Source organism: Leptospiraceae bacterium (assembly GCA_015075105.1).
Classification (GTDB): domain Bacteria; phylum Spirochaetota; class Leptospiria; order Leptospirales; family Leptospiraceae; genus JABWCC01.
In genome coordinates, this window is sequence record JABTUZ010000002.1 from 849,457 (window position 1) to 862,854 (window position 13,398).

Annotated in this window: 11 protein-coding genes; all 11 read left to right on the forward strand. The window is 33.8% G+C overall.

Annotated elements, in window-relative coordinates; translation table 11 throughout:
* Positions 1–1,264: 1,264 nt before the first annotated feature.
* The 11 genes from HS129_13845 (at position 1,265) to HS129_13895 (ending at position 13,398) form a co-directional block, all read left to right on the forward strand.
* Positions 1,265–1,420, forward strand: a complete 156-nt coding sequence (locus HS129_13845) for a hypothetical protein (protein ID MBE7413117.1) — start codon at positions 1,265–1,267, stop codon at positions 1,418–1,420.
* A gap of 427 nt (positions 1,421–1,847) precedes the next feature.
* A complete protein-coding gene (locus HS129_13850) occupies positions 1,848–3,716 on the forward strand; it encodes an adenylate/guanylate cyclase domain-containing protein (protein MBE7413118.1) in 1,869 nt (622 codons plus the stop codon).
* A 250-nt stretch (positions 3,717–3,966) separates the two neighbouring features.
* Complete coding sequence (locus HS129_13855) at positions 3,967–5,169, forward strand: Crp/Fnr family transcriptional regulator (GenBank protein MBE7413119.1); 1,203 nt, start codon at positions 3,967–3,969, stop codon at positions 5,167–5,169.
* 6 nt (positions 5,170–5,175) lie between these two features.
* The gene (locus HS129_13860; GenBank protein MBE7413120.1) at positions 5,176–5,484 is read left to right on the forward strand and encodes an STAS domain-containing protein; all 309 of its coding nucleotides are present in this window, start codon (positions 5,176–5,178) and stop codon (positions 5,482–5,484) included.
* Positions 5,471–6,142: a DNA-3-methyladenine glycosylase 2 family protein gene (locus tag HS129_13865; GenBank protein MBE7413121.1), complete on the forward strand. Its 672-nt coding sequence runs from the start codon at positions 5,471–5,473 to the stop codon at positions 6,140–6,142. Before HS129_13860 ends, HS129_13865 begins: the two co-directional genes overlap by 14 nt.
* A gap of 138 nt (positions 6,143–6,280) precedes the next feature.
* Positions 6,281–7,504, forward strand: coding sequence for a hypothetical protein (locus HS129_13870; protein MBE7413122.1), 1,224 nt, complete (start codon positions 6,281–6,283; stop codon positions 7,502–7,504).
* 156 nt (positions 7,505–7,660) lie between these two features.
* The gene (gene fbaA, locus HS129_13875; GenBank protein ID MBE7413123.1) at positions 7,661–8,731 is read left to right on the forward strand and encodes a class II fructose-bisphosphate aldolase; all 1,071 of its coding nucleotides are present in this window, start codon (positions 7,661–7,663) and stop codon (positions 8,729–8,731) included.
* 70 nt (positions 8,732–8,801) lie between these two features.
* Positions 8,802–10,892 carry a phosphate acetyltransferase gene (gene pta, locus HS129_13880; protein MBE7413124.1) on the forward strand — a complete coding sequence of 697 codons (2,091 nt, stop codon included), beginning with the start codon at positions 8,802–8,804 and terminating at the stop codon, positions 10,890–10,892.
* Positions 10,889–12,103: an acetate kinase gene (locus HS129_13885; protein ID MBE7413125.1), complete on the forward strand. Its 1,215-nt coding sequence runs from the start codon at positions 10,889–10,891 to the stop codon at positions 12,101–12,103. Before pta ends, HS129_13885 begins: the two co-directional genes overlap by 4 nt.
* A 42-nt stretch (positions 12,104–12,145) precedes the next feature.
* Complete coding sequence (locus tag HS129_13890; protein MBE7413126.1) at positions 12,146–12,559, forward strand: hypothetical protein; 414 nt, start codon at positions 12,146–12,148, stop codon at positions 12,557–12,559.
* Between the two features lie 29 nt (positions 12,560–12,588).
* Complete coding sequence (locus HS129_13895) at positions 12,589–13,398, forward strand: efflux RND transporter periplasmic adaptor subunit (GenBank protein MBE7413127.1); 810 nt, start codon at positions 12,589–12,591, stop codon at positions 13,396–13,398.

Sequence of the window (13,398 nt, forward strand, 5' to 3'; positions counted from 1 at the left end):
TTAAAAAGTGTAGATTTTGAATAATTAAACGAATATTCATTGAAATTATCATTAAACTAAAATACTTGCTTGTGAATTTATAATATCCCTAATTTGATCGACTTGAATTAAAATGTAGTCAGTTTCAAAAATTTTTATTCTATTTCTTTCTCTGACAATACAATGATAAATTCCTTTTTCGACACCATAGTTTTGCTCCAGTTCAGATGAAACCGTAATTTTTGGATAGAAAAAATAAGAAAAAACGAATCTTGTTTTTTAGCCCAGATTCCACTCCGAATCATCAAGAATGACATCAATAGTGTTCTGATAGCCACGGAATTTTCCAGATCGAACTAGCTCATTATTTTGCATTCCTGAGCCACTTTTACCATATCCAACTCCTTCAAATATTTGATCTTTATTAATACCGCCTGTCCATATTGGAGCTGGTAGATTTCGGCTAACGCCTTCACCTTGAATATGTAGAATGGAAATTCCAAATATACTTGAGTTACTTCAATTGAATAACACAGCTAAAATGGTAATAGCAAAAAGTTTAGGAATTTTCTTTTTAAGAAACATGAAATTCTCTATTTTGAAGTAGTACGATCGCTACAGTTTTCAGTTTATTTGTTTAGGTGGTCAAGTAAAAAAATAGCTCTATCGGGTGTGCTTTACGCTCATTTTTTAGTAGAATTACACGCTTTATGATAATAGAAGGTTTTTTATGCAAAAATGTGGGAACTCCACTTCGGAGGACTGATGCTTGAAGTCTGAGGTCGGAAATTGTGGAAGTAGAATCTTTGCATATAGGTTTATCTTTTAGGATGAGGTTTTGAGCTTTAGTAGAGTTTTTGAAATTTCGCTTTTAGTGCAGATTTTACACTTTTCGTGTGAAAATGTGGGATCTCCACTCTTTTTAGTAAAGTGCATGTTTTATACTAATTGTTCACCTTTTAAGCAAAAATGTGGGATCTCCAATTCGGAGGACTGATGACGGAGGTCTGAGGTTGGAAATAGTGGAGGTAGAATCTTTGCAAATAGGTGTATCTTATAGGATGAGGTTTTGAGCCGAGTAGAGTTTTGAAATTTTGCGCTTAGTGCATAAGACAAAAACTGCGAAAAAAAAATCCACTTTTTGGGGATTAAAAAGATTACATATTTAATAGATTTGAGACTTTTCTCAAAAACTAAAAAAATTTTCGAAAATTGCAAAAATTTTATTTCTATCGTGATATTTTTCCATTATAAAGAAGAGCAGAAAATTTTATTTAAGAAATTTATGAACCCACAAAAATTTATCAGAAACCCAATCGAGCTTGCTTGTTCCATAAAATATATGGACGAGTTCAATAGAAGAACGACAGGTTTATCAATGAGGAAATACCTAAACGTATTGTTGAACAGATACAGAAATGTGATTCTTTGGGGACTTTGAGAAAAATGATCCTGAGAAAACGCGTATCAAGAAGTCGGCAAAATTTGCAGAAAAGAATTTCGAATAATAAAATAACGAGGACCATTGACAAATGGATTCTAGAGATTGGCTCATCAACAATGAAGACCGCACTTATTTTGTTGGTGCTTGACCTTGACGAATGGGATAATTCGAAAAGATTCTTCTGAGAATGGAGTTCCATGTTGAAACCACGATTATGCTCAATTTACCAAATGGAAAAACGACCCGCTACAATAGGCTAAAACGACACAAACCAGACGAAAAAGAAGAAAAAGCCCGAAATCGATAAAAAATAAAATATTTCGTTAAGTTTTTAAATATTCTTAAAAACAATCATATTAAATTGTTATAAATTTTGGAAGACTGTCAGTCTAAAATAATAGTCCAAAAACAGGATATTGTAAAAATGCCTCAGATTACAAAAAACCAATTCCTTGAAAAATTTCCTTGGACAGAAAAATACCTTAGCGTTGGGAGACCGTTAAACTGGATTTGGCAATTTGAGATAGATGCACCTGTTGAAAATATTTGGCCTCTTCTAATTGATACTTCTCGAATGAACAGACTATTTCGTTTACCTAAAATGGAATTTATAGAGAAGTCAGGGCTTCTTTACGGAAAAGCAAAATACTTTGGCGTAAATACAGAATGGAAAGAATCTCCATGGACCTGGGTCATTCACAAAAATGCAATAAATATAAGGGAATACAATTCAGGTTTTTTAAAAGTTTTTAGAGGAATATTTTACTTTGAGGAGTCTCTGGATAAGAAAAAAACATTTCTTACTATTCAATTTGGATTAATATTAAAATGGAATTTTTTGAGGCATGTTGCATTCTTTGTAGAGAAGCAAATTTACAATTCATATAAAAAAGCCCTTCTCTATCTTCAAAAAAGTATTAAGCATTCCATTAGTCAAAATGAAACCGTGAAACCATTTACAATCCATTCATTACAATTACAAGTAAATGCTAAAATGAAATTAGACAGTTTATACGAATCTCTCTTAAAGAAAAATATTCAAAAAAATATTTTAGACAAATTATTTGAATATATTCAAACAGAAGACGAACTTGATATTCATAGAATTCGGGTAATCGAACTTGCAGAGAAATGGAATATAAGCCGAAGTGAGTTGTTGATGGCTTGTTTATATGCGACACGAGATGGCCTTTTGACTATAAGCTGGGATGTCGTCTGTCCTCACTGTAGAGGAGTAAGAGCTGAGGCTAAGACGTTAGGCGATATCCCTTTGAAAGGTGAATGCGAAGTTTGTGAAATTATTTTTGATAATAACACAGAAAATTCCATCGAAGTAACATTTCATGTTCACCCATCTATTCGAAAAATTCCAAAGATTTTGTATTGTAGCGCGGAAGCCTCCCTAAAACCACATATCGTATTGCAACAGTCCATTCTGCCGGGAGAAGAAATGCAAACGCAACTCTCTCTGAAATCTGGAACATACAGAATGAGAATTAGAGGATTTGAAAAATACAAAACTCTGTCTATTTCTGAAAATTATCATGAAAAAGATATTTTATGGAATTCTACAGATGAAAGTGAGGGAATCCATTCTTTCATAAATTCCAATATCACCATCCGAAATAGTACTGAAAAACTTTTAATTTTTGTAATAGAAGAAATTTTATGGAATAAAAATATTTTAAAACCTGCTGCATTATTTAACCTACAGGGCTTTCACGATTTATTTTCAGAAGAATACATCGCATCTGATTTACAATTAGAAATAGGGGAGCAAACAATTCTCTTTACCGATATGGTAGGCTCTACAAAATTTTATGCCAATCAAGGCGACTCTAAAGCATTTTTAGAAGTGAAAAAACACTTTGAAGAAATCTTTAAAACGGTAAAAAACTATAATGGAGCTGTAATCAAAACTATTGGTGACTCGGTTATGGCTTCATTTGCAGAAAGTGTTGATGCAATAAAAGCCTCTGTCGCCTTACAAAAATTATTTTTTCAAGAAAGAAAAGATACGCCCATTCGATTGAGAATATCTATCCACTCAGGAAAATGCATTGCAGTGAATTTGAACAGTACGATTGACTATTTTGGAGGAACTGTAAATATTGCAGCGAAGATACAAAATCACGCTGGTTCAGGAGAGGTTGTATTTACAGAAAACTTCTTACAGAAATATGGGGTAAATTCTTATTTGAACGAATCTCAATTTCAGTTAATACCCAAGAAATCAGAAATTTCTGGAATTGAGGAGAAAATTCAGATTTATAAAATCAAAATAGGAGTTTAAAATCTCTAAGTCATAAATTCTATTCTAAAAAGTACTATCCAAAAAACGCTTAAATACGAAATTAATGAAATGCCACTCAGAAATAAGAGGCGTTTAAATTTTTGGATTTTTACTGTAATTTTAGGAGATAATCAGTTATTTATAGCCGATAATTTATTTAGTATATGAATTTACTTAAATTTGTAAAAGAAATCATTATGTCTTGTAGGAATTTTTTCTGATGTCTAACGCTCCCGCACCTTCATTTCAAATGGTAAACTATACCGCCAACTCCTATATTATTGTTGAGGGGAAAAAAGAGGCATATAATTTTTTTATAGTACGTGAAGGCAAGGTAAAAGTTAGTCGAGAAAATCCTGTTGTGGGTGAAGACCCAAACCAAGTTTTAGGGCCTGGAGATTTTTTTGGAGTAGTTGCCGCAATGAGTCAACACGCTCAAATTGAGTCAGCGATTGCTTTAACAAATGTTTCTCTGATCTCTGTCAGTTACGATCAGTTTGGTACTCTAATTCAGAGAAATACCCCGGTTGCGATGAAAATTATTCGATATTTCTCGATGAAGCTAAGGCAGTTTGATCAAACCATTACAAGGCTTTCGTTTAGAAATGCAGTTGAAGAAGACCCCAATCAATTGTTTTCTATGGGAGAATATTATTTTTCTCAAGGGAATACTGCACACGCTACTTATTGTTTTCAAAGTTATTTAAAATATCTTCCAAATGGTCAAAATGCAACACAATCTAAACTTAGGCTGCAATCTCTTAATGCACCGATGAGCCTTCCTCCAATTGACGAAACAAAATTCAACCGCTCGTATTCGGACAATAATATGATTTTCTGTGAGCACGAACCCGGAAAAGAATTGTACATTATCCAAAACGGAAGGGTAAAAATTACAAAGATTGTAAATAACAACGAAGTGATGCTCGCAGTTTTACAGAATGGAGATATTTTCGGGGAGATGGCTATCTTGGATAACAAACCTCGTTCAGCCTCTGCAGTTGCTTGGGGTGACGTGGAGTTACTCGCTATCAATAAAGCCAACTTTGAAGGAATGGTAAAGGCTCAACCTCAATTAGCTACAAGATTAATCACATTACTTTCAGAAAGAATCTGGACTGCCTACAAGCAGCTTGCTAACTTAATGATAAAAGACCCGCAAGGAAGAATTTGCGATACTCTTTTAACACTTGCAGAGAAAAATAGAGCAAAAATTGCACCTAAATCTTACTATAGCTTTGATATTGGAGTCAAAGATGTATTGAAAATGATTGGGTTGCAAGAACATAAAGATGAAAATATTGTGCTTGACTTAATTGCTAAAAATAAATTCTTTAAATTGGATCAGGGAAAATTAAGCTGTGCAGATTTGTCTGAGTTAGAAAAATTAGTATTTTTCTATAGGAAGAAAACTCAAATGGACAATAAAATTCAAAGAGAAAAAGCAAGGTAATTAAACATGGAAACCTTTTTGGCGGTTTCAACTACAAGTGACACTGTAAATATAAAATTTCTTGATTTTACCGGGCAGGTTGATCATAACTATCTGAAAAAAGTATTTTCCGATATTTTAGAAAATAAGCCTAAAGAAGTAATTATTGATCTTGAAATGGTAGATATATTAGGCTCTCTCGTAATTTCAAAAATTTTATCATTTAAAAATAAAACGACCCAAGAGCCTATTGCTGTAAAAATTATCAACGTCAAGCCAAAACTTTTAGAAATTTTCAGACAATTGAATTTAGACTCACTTTTTGGTCTTGCCTGAAAAAGTAAGTAAAATAAAAACTTTCACTAAAAACGAAAGAGACTTAAAATTAAAAAAAGCAGTTGCAAGTTTAAAGAGTATAGATAAGAAAACTTGTAGACTCATTGATTTTGTAGGTGAATGCAAACTAAAACCAATAGGCACCCCCTATTATGTTATTATTAAATCCATTATTTCTCAGCAGCTCTCTACTCAAGCAGCAAGCTCAATCCTAAAGAAAATTAACCAATATTTTGATACTGAAAATAGTATCCCAAAACCGGAGATGATTCGGGACACATCAGATAAAGAATTAAGAAGCTGTGGATTGTCTTTTTCTAAAATTGAAACAATAAAAAGAATTTCCAATTCTTATTCGAGCGGGAAATTATCAGATGAGTTACTCTATTCTATGAGCGATAGAGATGTAGTAAATAGTCTTTGTGAATATAAAGGCATTGGTCCTTGGACTTCAGAAATGGTTTTAATTTTTGGCTTAGATAGATGGGATCATTTTTCGATAGGAGATTTGGGGTTACGAAAAGGAGTTGAAAAATGGTATGGGTTGCATAGAGACGATAAAATGAAAATCCAAAAATTTATAGAAAAATTTTCTCCTTATAGAAGTATTTTATCTTGGTATCTTTGGGCTTCTTTTGATACGGAAAATTGGGAATAAAACTTCTAATATCTAAAAAAATAAATCAATTGTATTTTTATCAGGCTAATGAAAAAATTGGAAAAAAATTATTATTTTCTATTGACTAAAATTATTTAGTCAATAAAAATATACAAAATTTTATTCAGGGGAAAACTTATGGCAGATGAAGATTACGATTCTGGTAGTTACACCGAAACATCAGAAAAAGGTTGGGGAGAAAGACTCGGAGAATCAATAAAAGGGGTAGCGGTTGGAGGGATTTTAGTTATTGCTTCTATTGGAGTGCTTTTTAAGAATGAGGGCTGTGCAGTCAGAACTGCTGAAGGGCTAAAAGAAGTAGCCGGTCTTGTGGTGACAATTCAACCGGATAAAATTGACCCTGCAAATGAGGGAAAGCCGGTTACTGTATCGGGTGAGGCTTCTACCACCGAGACTTTGTCGGACAATCTTGGATTTTCTGCAAACGCATTTAAAATTTCCAGAAATGTAGAAATGTACCAATGGGCAGAAAACAAACACGAAAAGAAAACGAAAAAAGCCGGAGGCAAAGAAGTTACAGAAACCACTTATACCTATGAAAAGAAATGGAGTAGTTCAGCCTATAACTCGGACAACTTTAATAAAGAAGGCAAAAAGAGAGCCGAAAGCAAAGAAAAAATCAGCATCAGTAATCCAAGCATGGCTTATACTTCTGGGGATCCAATTTATGCCAAAACTGCAAGTTTAGGGGCGTTCAAGTTAAATGAATCCATTATTAAAAGAATTGGATCTGAAGCTAAGGTCAATTTAACAAATGAAGATTTAGCTAAGATGTCTCCTGAAATAAAAGGAAAGGCAAAAATACTGGATGGACTTATCTTTATTGGAAAAGATTCTGGAAATGCACAAGTTGGAGATCTAAAGATTTCATTTTCTAAGATTGAGCCAAAGGCAACAATAACTATCCGAGCTAAACAAACCGGAAATAGCTTTTCTTCATTCGTTACAAAAAATGGGACAAGTATAGAAGAAGTGTCTATGGGAGTGAAAACTGCGCAAGAAATGGATCAGTCTGCACAAGACTCTAATACATTCAGAACATGGGCATTGAGGGTCATCGGGTTTATAGCAATGGCTATCGGAATCAGTATGATTTTTAAACCTCTTCAAACTATGGGAGATGTACTTCCTATATTAGGTGATTTACTTGGGCTTGGGATCAATATTTTCTCAGGGATTGTAGCTTTTGTGATCTCGTTTATTACTATTGCAATCGCATGGTTCTTCTATAGACCTCTACTTAGTATAGGCTTAATAGTTGTTGCAGCGGCAATCGTGGTAGGATTCAAATACTACAAAAAAACTCAAGCCGATAAAAATACACAACCGGCCAAAGCATAAACTTTTATTCATTTCCCAACGTCAGAAATGGCGTTGGGTTTTGGGTTGAGATTCCATTTTTAATTTTATTTATTTCTTTTTACAAAAACATTATATATTTCCTATTTGACTAAAACATATTTATAGTAAAAACTAACCAAAAACAAGGAGAGAGTTATGGCTTCAAAAATAACTGCCGGTGCAAAGTCCGGAGATGAAATTCAAGAGATTTACAAAATAGCAAAAGAAAATCATTATGCAATTCCGGCTGTCAATGTAATCGGTACGAATAGCGTAAATGCAGTTTTAGAAACTGCAAAAGCTGTCAACTCACCTGTAATCATTCAATTTTCTCATGGAGGTGCTCAATTTTTTGCCGGAAAATCTCTCTCTAATGATACGCACAAAGCAAGTATTGCAGGAGGGATTTCGGGGTCTTTGCATATCCACGAAATGGCAAAACTCTACGGTGTTCCGGTAATTATCCACACAGACCACGCTGCAAAAAAATTACTTCCTTGGATAGACGGTCTATTAGATTCAGGAGAGGCGTATTTCAAATCAAATGGAAAACCTCTGTTTAGTTCTCACATGCTCGATCTTTCCGAAGAGCCTATTAAAGAAAATATTGAAATCTGCAAAAAATATTTAACCAGAATGAGTAAAATTGGGATGACACTTGAAATCGAGCTTGGTGTTACCGGTGGAGAAGAAGACGGGGTTGACAATACAAATGTAGAAAATTCTAAATTATACACTCAACCAACCGAAGTTGCTTATGCTTATGAAGAATTGCTTTCTATTAGCCCAAGATTTCAGATTGCGGCTTCTTTTGGGAATGTGCATGGTGTGTACAAGCCCGGAAATGTGAAATTAGAGCCTGTGATTTTAAAGAACTCTCAAGATTTTATTGAGAAAAGATTTCATACAGGTAAAAATCCCGTAAATTTTGTATTCCACGGTGGATCCGGCTCAAGCCAAGAAGAAATCAGAGAAGCCATTTCATATGGTGTGATTAAGATGAATATTGATACGGATATGCAATTTGCTTTTAGTTCAGGGGTAAGAGACTACGTATTAAACAACAAAGACTATCTTATGACTCAAATCGGAAATCCTACCGGATCGGACGCACCCAATAAAAAGTACTACGATCCAAGAGTCATGCTTAGGGACGGAGAGAAAGTATTTGTTACAAGGCTTAAACAATCTTTTGAAGATTTGAATTGTATCAATCGTTGTAATTAAAAAAATACCTCTATTCAATAGAGGCATTTTTTTACGTTATGCGAAATTGTAATTGAATTAAAAGAACTTTATGGCAAAAAGTCTATATCTTGCTACGGCAGAACCAAAAAGCGGGAAATCTCTTGTATCTCTTGGGATTATGGAGATATTAAAAACTGATTTATCAAAAGTTGCATTTTTTAGACCTGTAATTCAATCCAAAAATTCTGAGCATATTGACCCAGACATTCATCTACTTCTAAAACACTACAACCTCCCTTTTGATTATGAGGATGTTTATGGAATTAGGTTAGACGAAGGTTTAGACCTATTTTCAAAAAATCAAAAAGAAACTATTGTGGATAAAATTTTGCCCAAGTTTAGGAAATTGGAAGAGGAAAATGATTTTGTATTAATAGAAGGCTCTGATTTTTCCAGCACTTCTCCTACATTTGAATTTGAAATAAATTCCGAGCTTGCAAAAAATTTTGGCTCACCTGTGTTGATTGTAACATCGGGGTTAAATAAAACTACGGATGAAATTTTTTCATCCATAAACTTAAGCATAGAGTCCTATCAAAACTCAGGATGCTCGATATTCGGGGTAATTGTATCTCGAGTATCAGAAAATTATTTAAGTGAAGTAAAAAATTCAGTTCTGAAAATCCAAAATTCTCAAAATTTACAAATCTACTTTATTCCCGAAAATGAGCTAATAGGAGCTTCCACAATTCGAGAGATTCGAGATTCGTTGAATGCGAATGTGCTGTACGGGGAAAAATATTTAATGCGTCATGTTCATTACAGTGTGGTTGCTGCAATGCGTTTAGAAAATTTTCTTAGTTATATCAAAGAAGGGACTTTGGTTATTGTTCCGGGAGACAGAGCAGACATTATACTTGGGAGTTTCGTATGCTCTGACAATAAAAATTTTCCAAGAATTGTGGGTGTGGTGCTTACAGGAGGGATCTCCCCTGATAAAAATATTTTGAAAATCATGGAAGGATTAGAGTCTCATATCCCTGTGATACAAACAAAAGAAGACACTCTTCGATCTGCGTTTCAAATAAATGGTATTGACTCAAAAGTTTCTCCTGATGATAAAATAAAAATTGTTACCTATCTCGCTTTATTTGAATCTTCTGTGGATTCAAAAGCACTGAAAGAAAAAATTATCACTTCCAAATCAAACACTATTACTCCAAAAATGTTTGAGTTCAATCTAATACAAAAAGCTAAAGTCCAAAAAAAGCATATTGTTTTGCCTGAAGGTGAAGAGGAAAGGATTCTAAAAGCAGTAAATTTTTTATTAAAAAGAGACGTAGTAAAAATTACCCTACTCGGTAACAAAGAAAAGATTTACGAAAAAGTAAAAAGGCTCGATTTGAATTTGACCGGGGTAGAAATTATTGACCCTGCCGAATCCAAAAAAATTCAAGAATACATTCAAATCTATTATGAGCTTCGTAAACACAAAGGAATCACAATTGAAAACGCAAAAGATATATTGAGCGATTACAGTTATTATGGAACTATGATGGTTTACAATGGAGATGCAGACGGAATGGTTTCCGGATCCATTAATACAACACAACACACAATCCGTCCGGCTCTTGAGTTTATCAAAACGAAACCAGGATTTAATGTTGTGTCGAGTGTATTTTTTATGTGTCTTCCAGATCGAGTCCTTGTGTATGGAGACTGTGCAGTAAATCCAAACCCGACAGATGAAGAGTTAGCTGAAATTGCTATTTCTTCAGCAGAAACTGCAAAACAATTTGGGATAGAGCCTAAGGTTGCACTTTTATCTTATTCTACAGGAGAGTCAGGCAAGGGAGAAGAAGTCGAAAAAGTAAAGTCTGCTTTGCAAATTGCAAAAAAGAAATCTCCACACTTACTTATAGATGGCCCGATTCAATACGACGCAGCGATAGATTTGGAAGTAGGAAAATCAAAAATGCCCAATAGCTTAGTTGCAGGCAAGGCTACAGTTTTTATTTTTCCAGATCTGAACACAGGCAATAATACTTATAAGGCTGTTCAAAGATCAGCCAATGCTGTCGCAATTGGTCCGGTTTTGCAAGGTTTAAAAAAACCTGTAAATGATCTTAGCAGAGGATGCACTGTACCTGATATAATCAATACAGTAGCGATCACCGCAATCCAAGCCCAAACACTATGAAAATTTTAGTAATTAACACAGGTAGTTCTTCCGTCAAATATCAATTATTTGAAATGGAAAATAGGAGTGTGGTCTCCTCCGGTCTCATAGAAAGAATTGGAGAAAATACTTCCAAGCATATCCATAAATCAAAAAATATTTCAAGCCCTCATATTGTTGAAAAAATAATTTCTAATCATGAAGCCGGGATTGCAGAGATGGATAAATTTTTAACGCACAAGGAAATGGGCGTTATACGGAGCTCTTCTGAAATCAGTGCCATCGGACACAGAGTAGTTCATGGAGGAGAAATTTTTCAAAACCCTGTTATCATTGATAGTAAAGTGATTCAAGCAATCGAAGAAAATATCCCACTTGCGCCTCTTCACAATCCGGGAAACTTGTCAGGAATATTTGCAGCAAAAAAATACTTTGCAAGTGTTCCAAATGTTGCAGTATTCGACACTGCGTTCCATCAAACAATGCCAGAAAAAGTTTTTCGGTATGCCATTCCAGACGAGTATTACACAAAGCACAAGATACGTCGCTATGGATTTCATGGGATTTCACACGAGTATGTCACAAAAAAATCTGCCGAATTCTTAAACAAAGATTTGAATGACGTAAATTTAATTACACTTCATCTTGGGAATGGGGCAAGTGCAACTGCAATCCAAAACGGAAAAAGTTTAAATACCTCTATGGGTATGACTCCCTTAGAAGGGCTAATCATGGGGACAAGATGTGGGGACATAGACCCAGCTATTCATTTTTATTTAATGAACTCTGTAAAAATGAATTCTAAAGAAATAGATAATCTATTCAATAAAGAAAGTGGTTTAAAAGGACTGGGACTTTCAAACGACATGAGAGATGTTTTGCAAAAAGAAAAAGAAAACGATAGAAATGCAAAACTTATTTTAGAAATGTATGTTCACCGTATTAGAAAATATATTGGCGCTTATTTGGTAGAGCTTGAAGGAAAAGTGGATGCAATTGTATTTACAGCAGGGATAGGGGAGAATTCACCTTACATTCGAGAGCGCTGCACGAAAGGGTTAAAGTCTTTAGGAATCGAGATTAGCGATTCTTTTAATACCAGCGACAATCGAGGAATAAGAGAAATCAACAAATCAAATTCTAGAATAAAAATACTCGTAATTCCAACTAATGAAGAGCTTGAAATCGCTATTCAATCAGAAGGGTTATTAAAATCCAAAAAAAAAAAATAATCGTTTACGAATTAGGAATAAAATTTTAATTTATAAATGGTAATGAAAATTCAAAAAATAACTATAATTTTTTTATTTTTACTGGCACTTGTTTCTTGTAAGACGAAAAAAGAATCTGAATTCAAAGACGATAAATGGAGAGAAGAGTCTCAAAAAATTGCCTCTGATATTTGTGAGAAACTAAAAAATTGTGCAGGGGATGTGTTGAGTAGGATAAAGCCCTCTCTTCAGAAATACGCAGAGTCAGAACTAAGATCAGATAAGTGTACAGAGAAAAATAAAAAGTCCAGAGTCTATTTATTAAAAGGTTATGACCCTAAACTCATCCAAGAAAATGTCAGGGATTGTTATATGAAAATTATGAAACTTTCCTGTGATGAAATCCGAGAGGATAAAATTTCAAATATAGAATCCTGCATGATTATGGAAAAAATTCAAAAAGGAATACAAATTTAAAATATTTTTAAAAGTCCATGAAAACACTAATGAGGAAAATCGCTCACCTGATAGCAGAAATTGCTTCTAAGAAAATATTTTTTTTCCCAGTTATAATAATTATACTTTTATTAATTTTTTGGACTATTAAATTCAATATTCAAGAAAATGGGAATAGTATAAATGTAAAATCCGGACCAATAATCGAATCTGTCTATGGGCTTGGAACAATTGTCCCTACTCACAGCTATCAAATAAAAATTGGTGTAGTATCTAATATCAAAAAATTATTTGTAAAAGAAGGCGATCTTGTAAAAGCCGGGCAACCACTGATTGAATTAGAACAAATTGCTTTGTTTAAGGCTCCATTTAGCGGCACAATCACTTCTATTCCTTTTAAAATCGGTGAAACAGTTTTTCCTCAGATTCCGATTTTAACACTTATGGATTTAAAGGACCGCTATATCACAGTATCCTTAGAGCAACAAGGTGCTCTAAGAATAAAAAAAAATCAAAAAGTAAGAATTATTTTTGAGAGTATGAAAGATAAAAGATTTATAGGAAATGTAAGAGCAATTTTTCCGACGGATAATCAATTCACGGTACATATTGATGCAAAAGATTTACCTGATGAAATTTTACCGGGTATGACTGCGGATGTAGCTATAGAAATTGATAAAAGAGAAAATGCTATACTTATACCTTTGTCTTCTGTTGCCTCTGGAGTTGTTCAAATAATTCGCAAAGGAAAAAAAATGAATATTGAAGTAAAGATTGGAGTAATCGACGGGGAGTTTGGTGAAGTGGTTTCCGGGGATATTCAACCTACAGATAAAATCCTGTTATCGAAATTGAAGTAG

Bases quoted from the DNA above. Each gene is read 5' to 3' on its own strand.
- HS129_13845 (MBE7413117.1), top strand. From the start codon at position 1,265: ATGAACCCACAAAAATTTATCAGAAACCCAATCGAGCTTGCTTGTTCC.
- HS129_13850 (MBE7413118.1), top strand. From the start codon at position 1,848: ATGCCTCAGATTACAAAAAACCAATTCCTTGAAAAATTTCCTTGGACA.
- HS129_13855 (MBE7413119.1), top strand. From the start codon at position 3,967: ATGGTAAACTATACCGCCAACTCCTATATTATTGTTGAGGGGAAAAAA.
- HS129_13860 (MBE7413120.1), top strand. From the start codon at position 5,176: ATGGAAACCTTTTTGGCGGTTTCAACTACAAGTGACACTGTAAATATA.
- HS129_13870 (MBE7413122.1), top strand. From the start codon at position 6,281: ATGGCAGATGAAGATTACGATTCTGGTAGTTACACCGAAACATCAGAA.
- fbaA (MBE7413123.1), top strand. From the start codon at position 7,661: ATGGCTTCAAAAATAACTGCCGGTGCAAAGTCCGGAGATGAAATTCAA.
- pta (MBE7413124.1), top strand. From the start codon at position 8,802: ATGGCAAAAAGTCTATATCTTGCTACGGCAGAACCAAAAAGCGGGAAA.
- HS129_13885 (MBE7413125.1), top strand. From the start codon at position 10,889: ATGAAAATTTTAGTAATTAACACAGGTAGTTCTTCCGTCAAATATCAA.
- HS129_13890 (MBE7413126.1), top strand. From the start codon at position 12,146: ATGAAAATTCAAAAAATAACTATAATTTTTTTATTTTTACTGGCACTT.
- HS129_13895 (MBE7413127.1), top strand. From the start codon at position 12,589: ATGAGGAAAATCGCTCACCTGATAGCAGAAATTGCTTCTAAGAAAATA.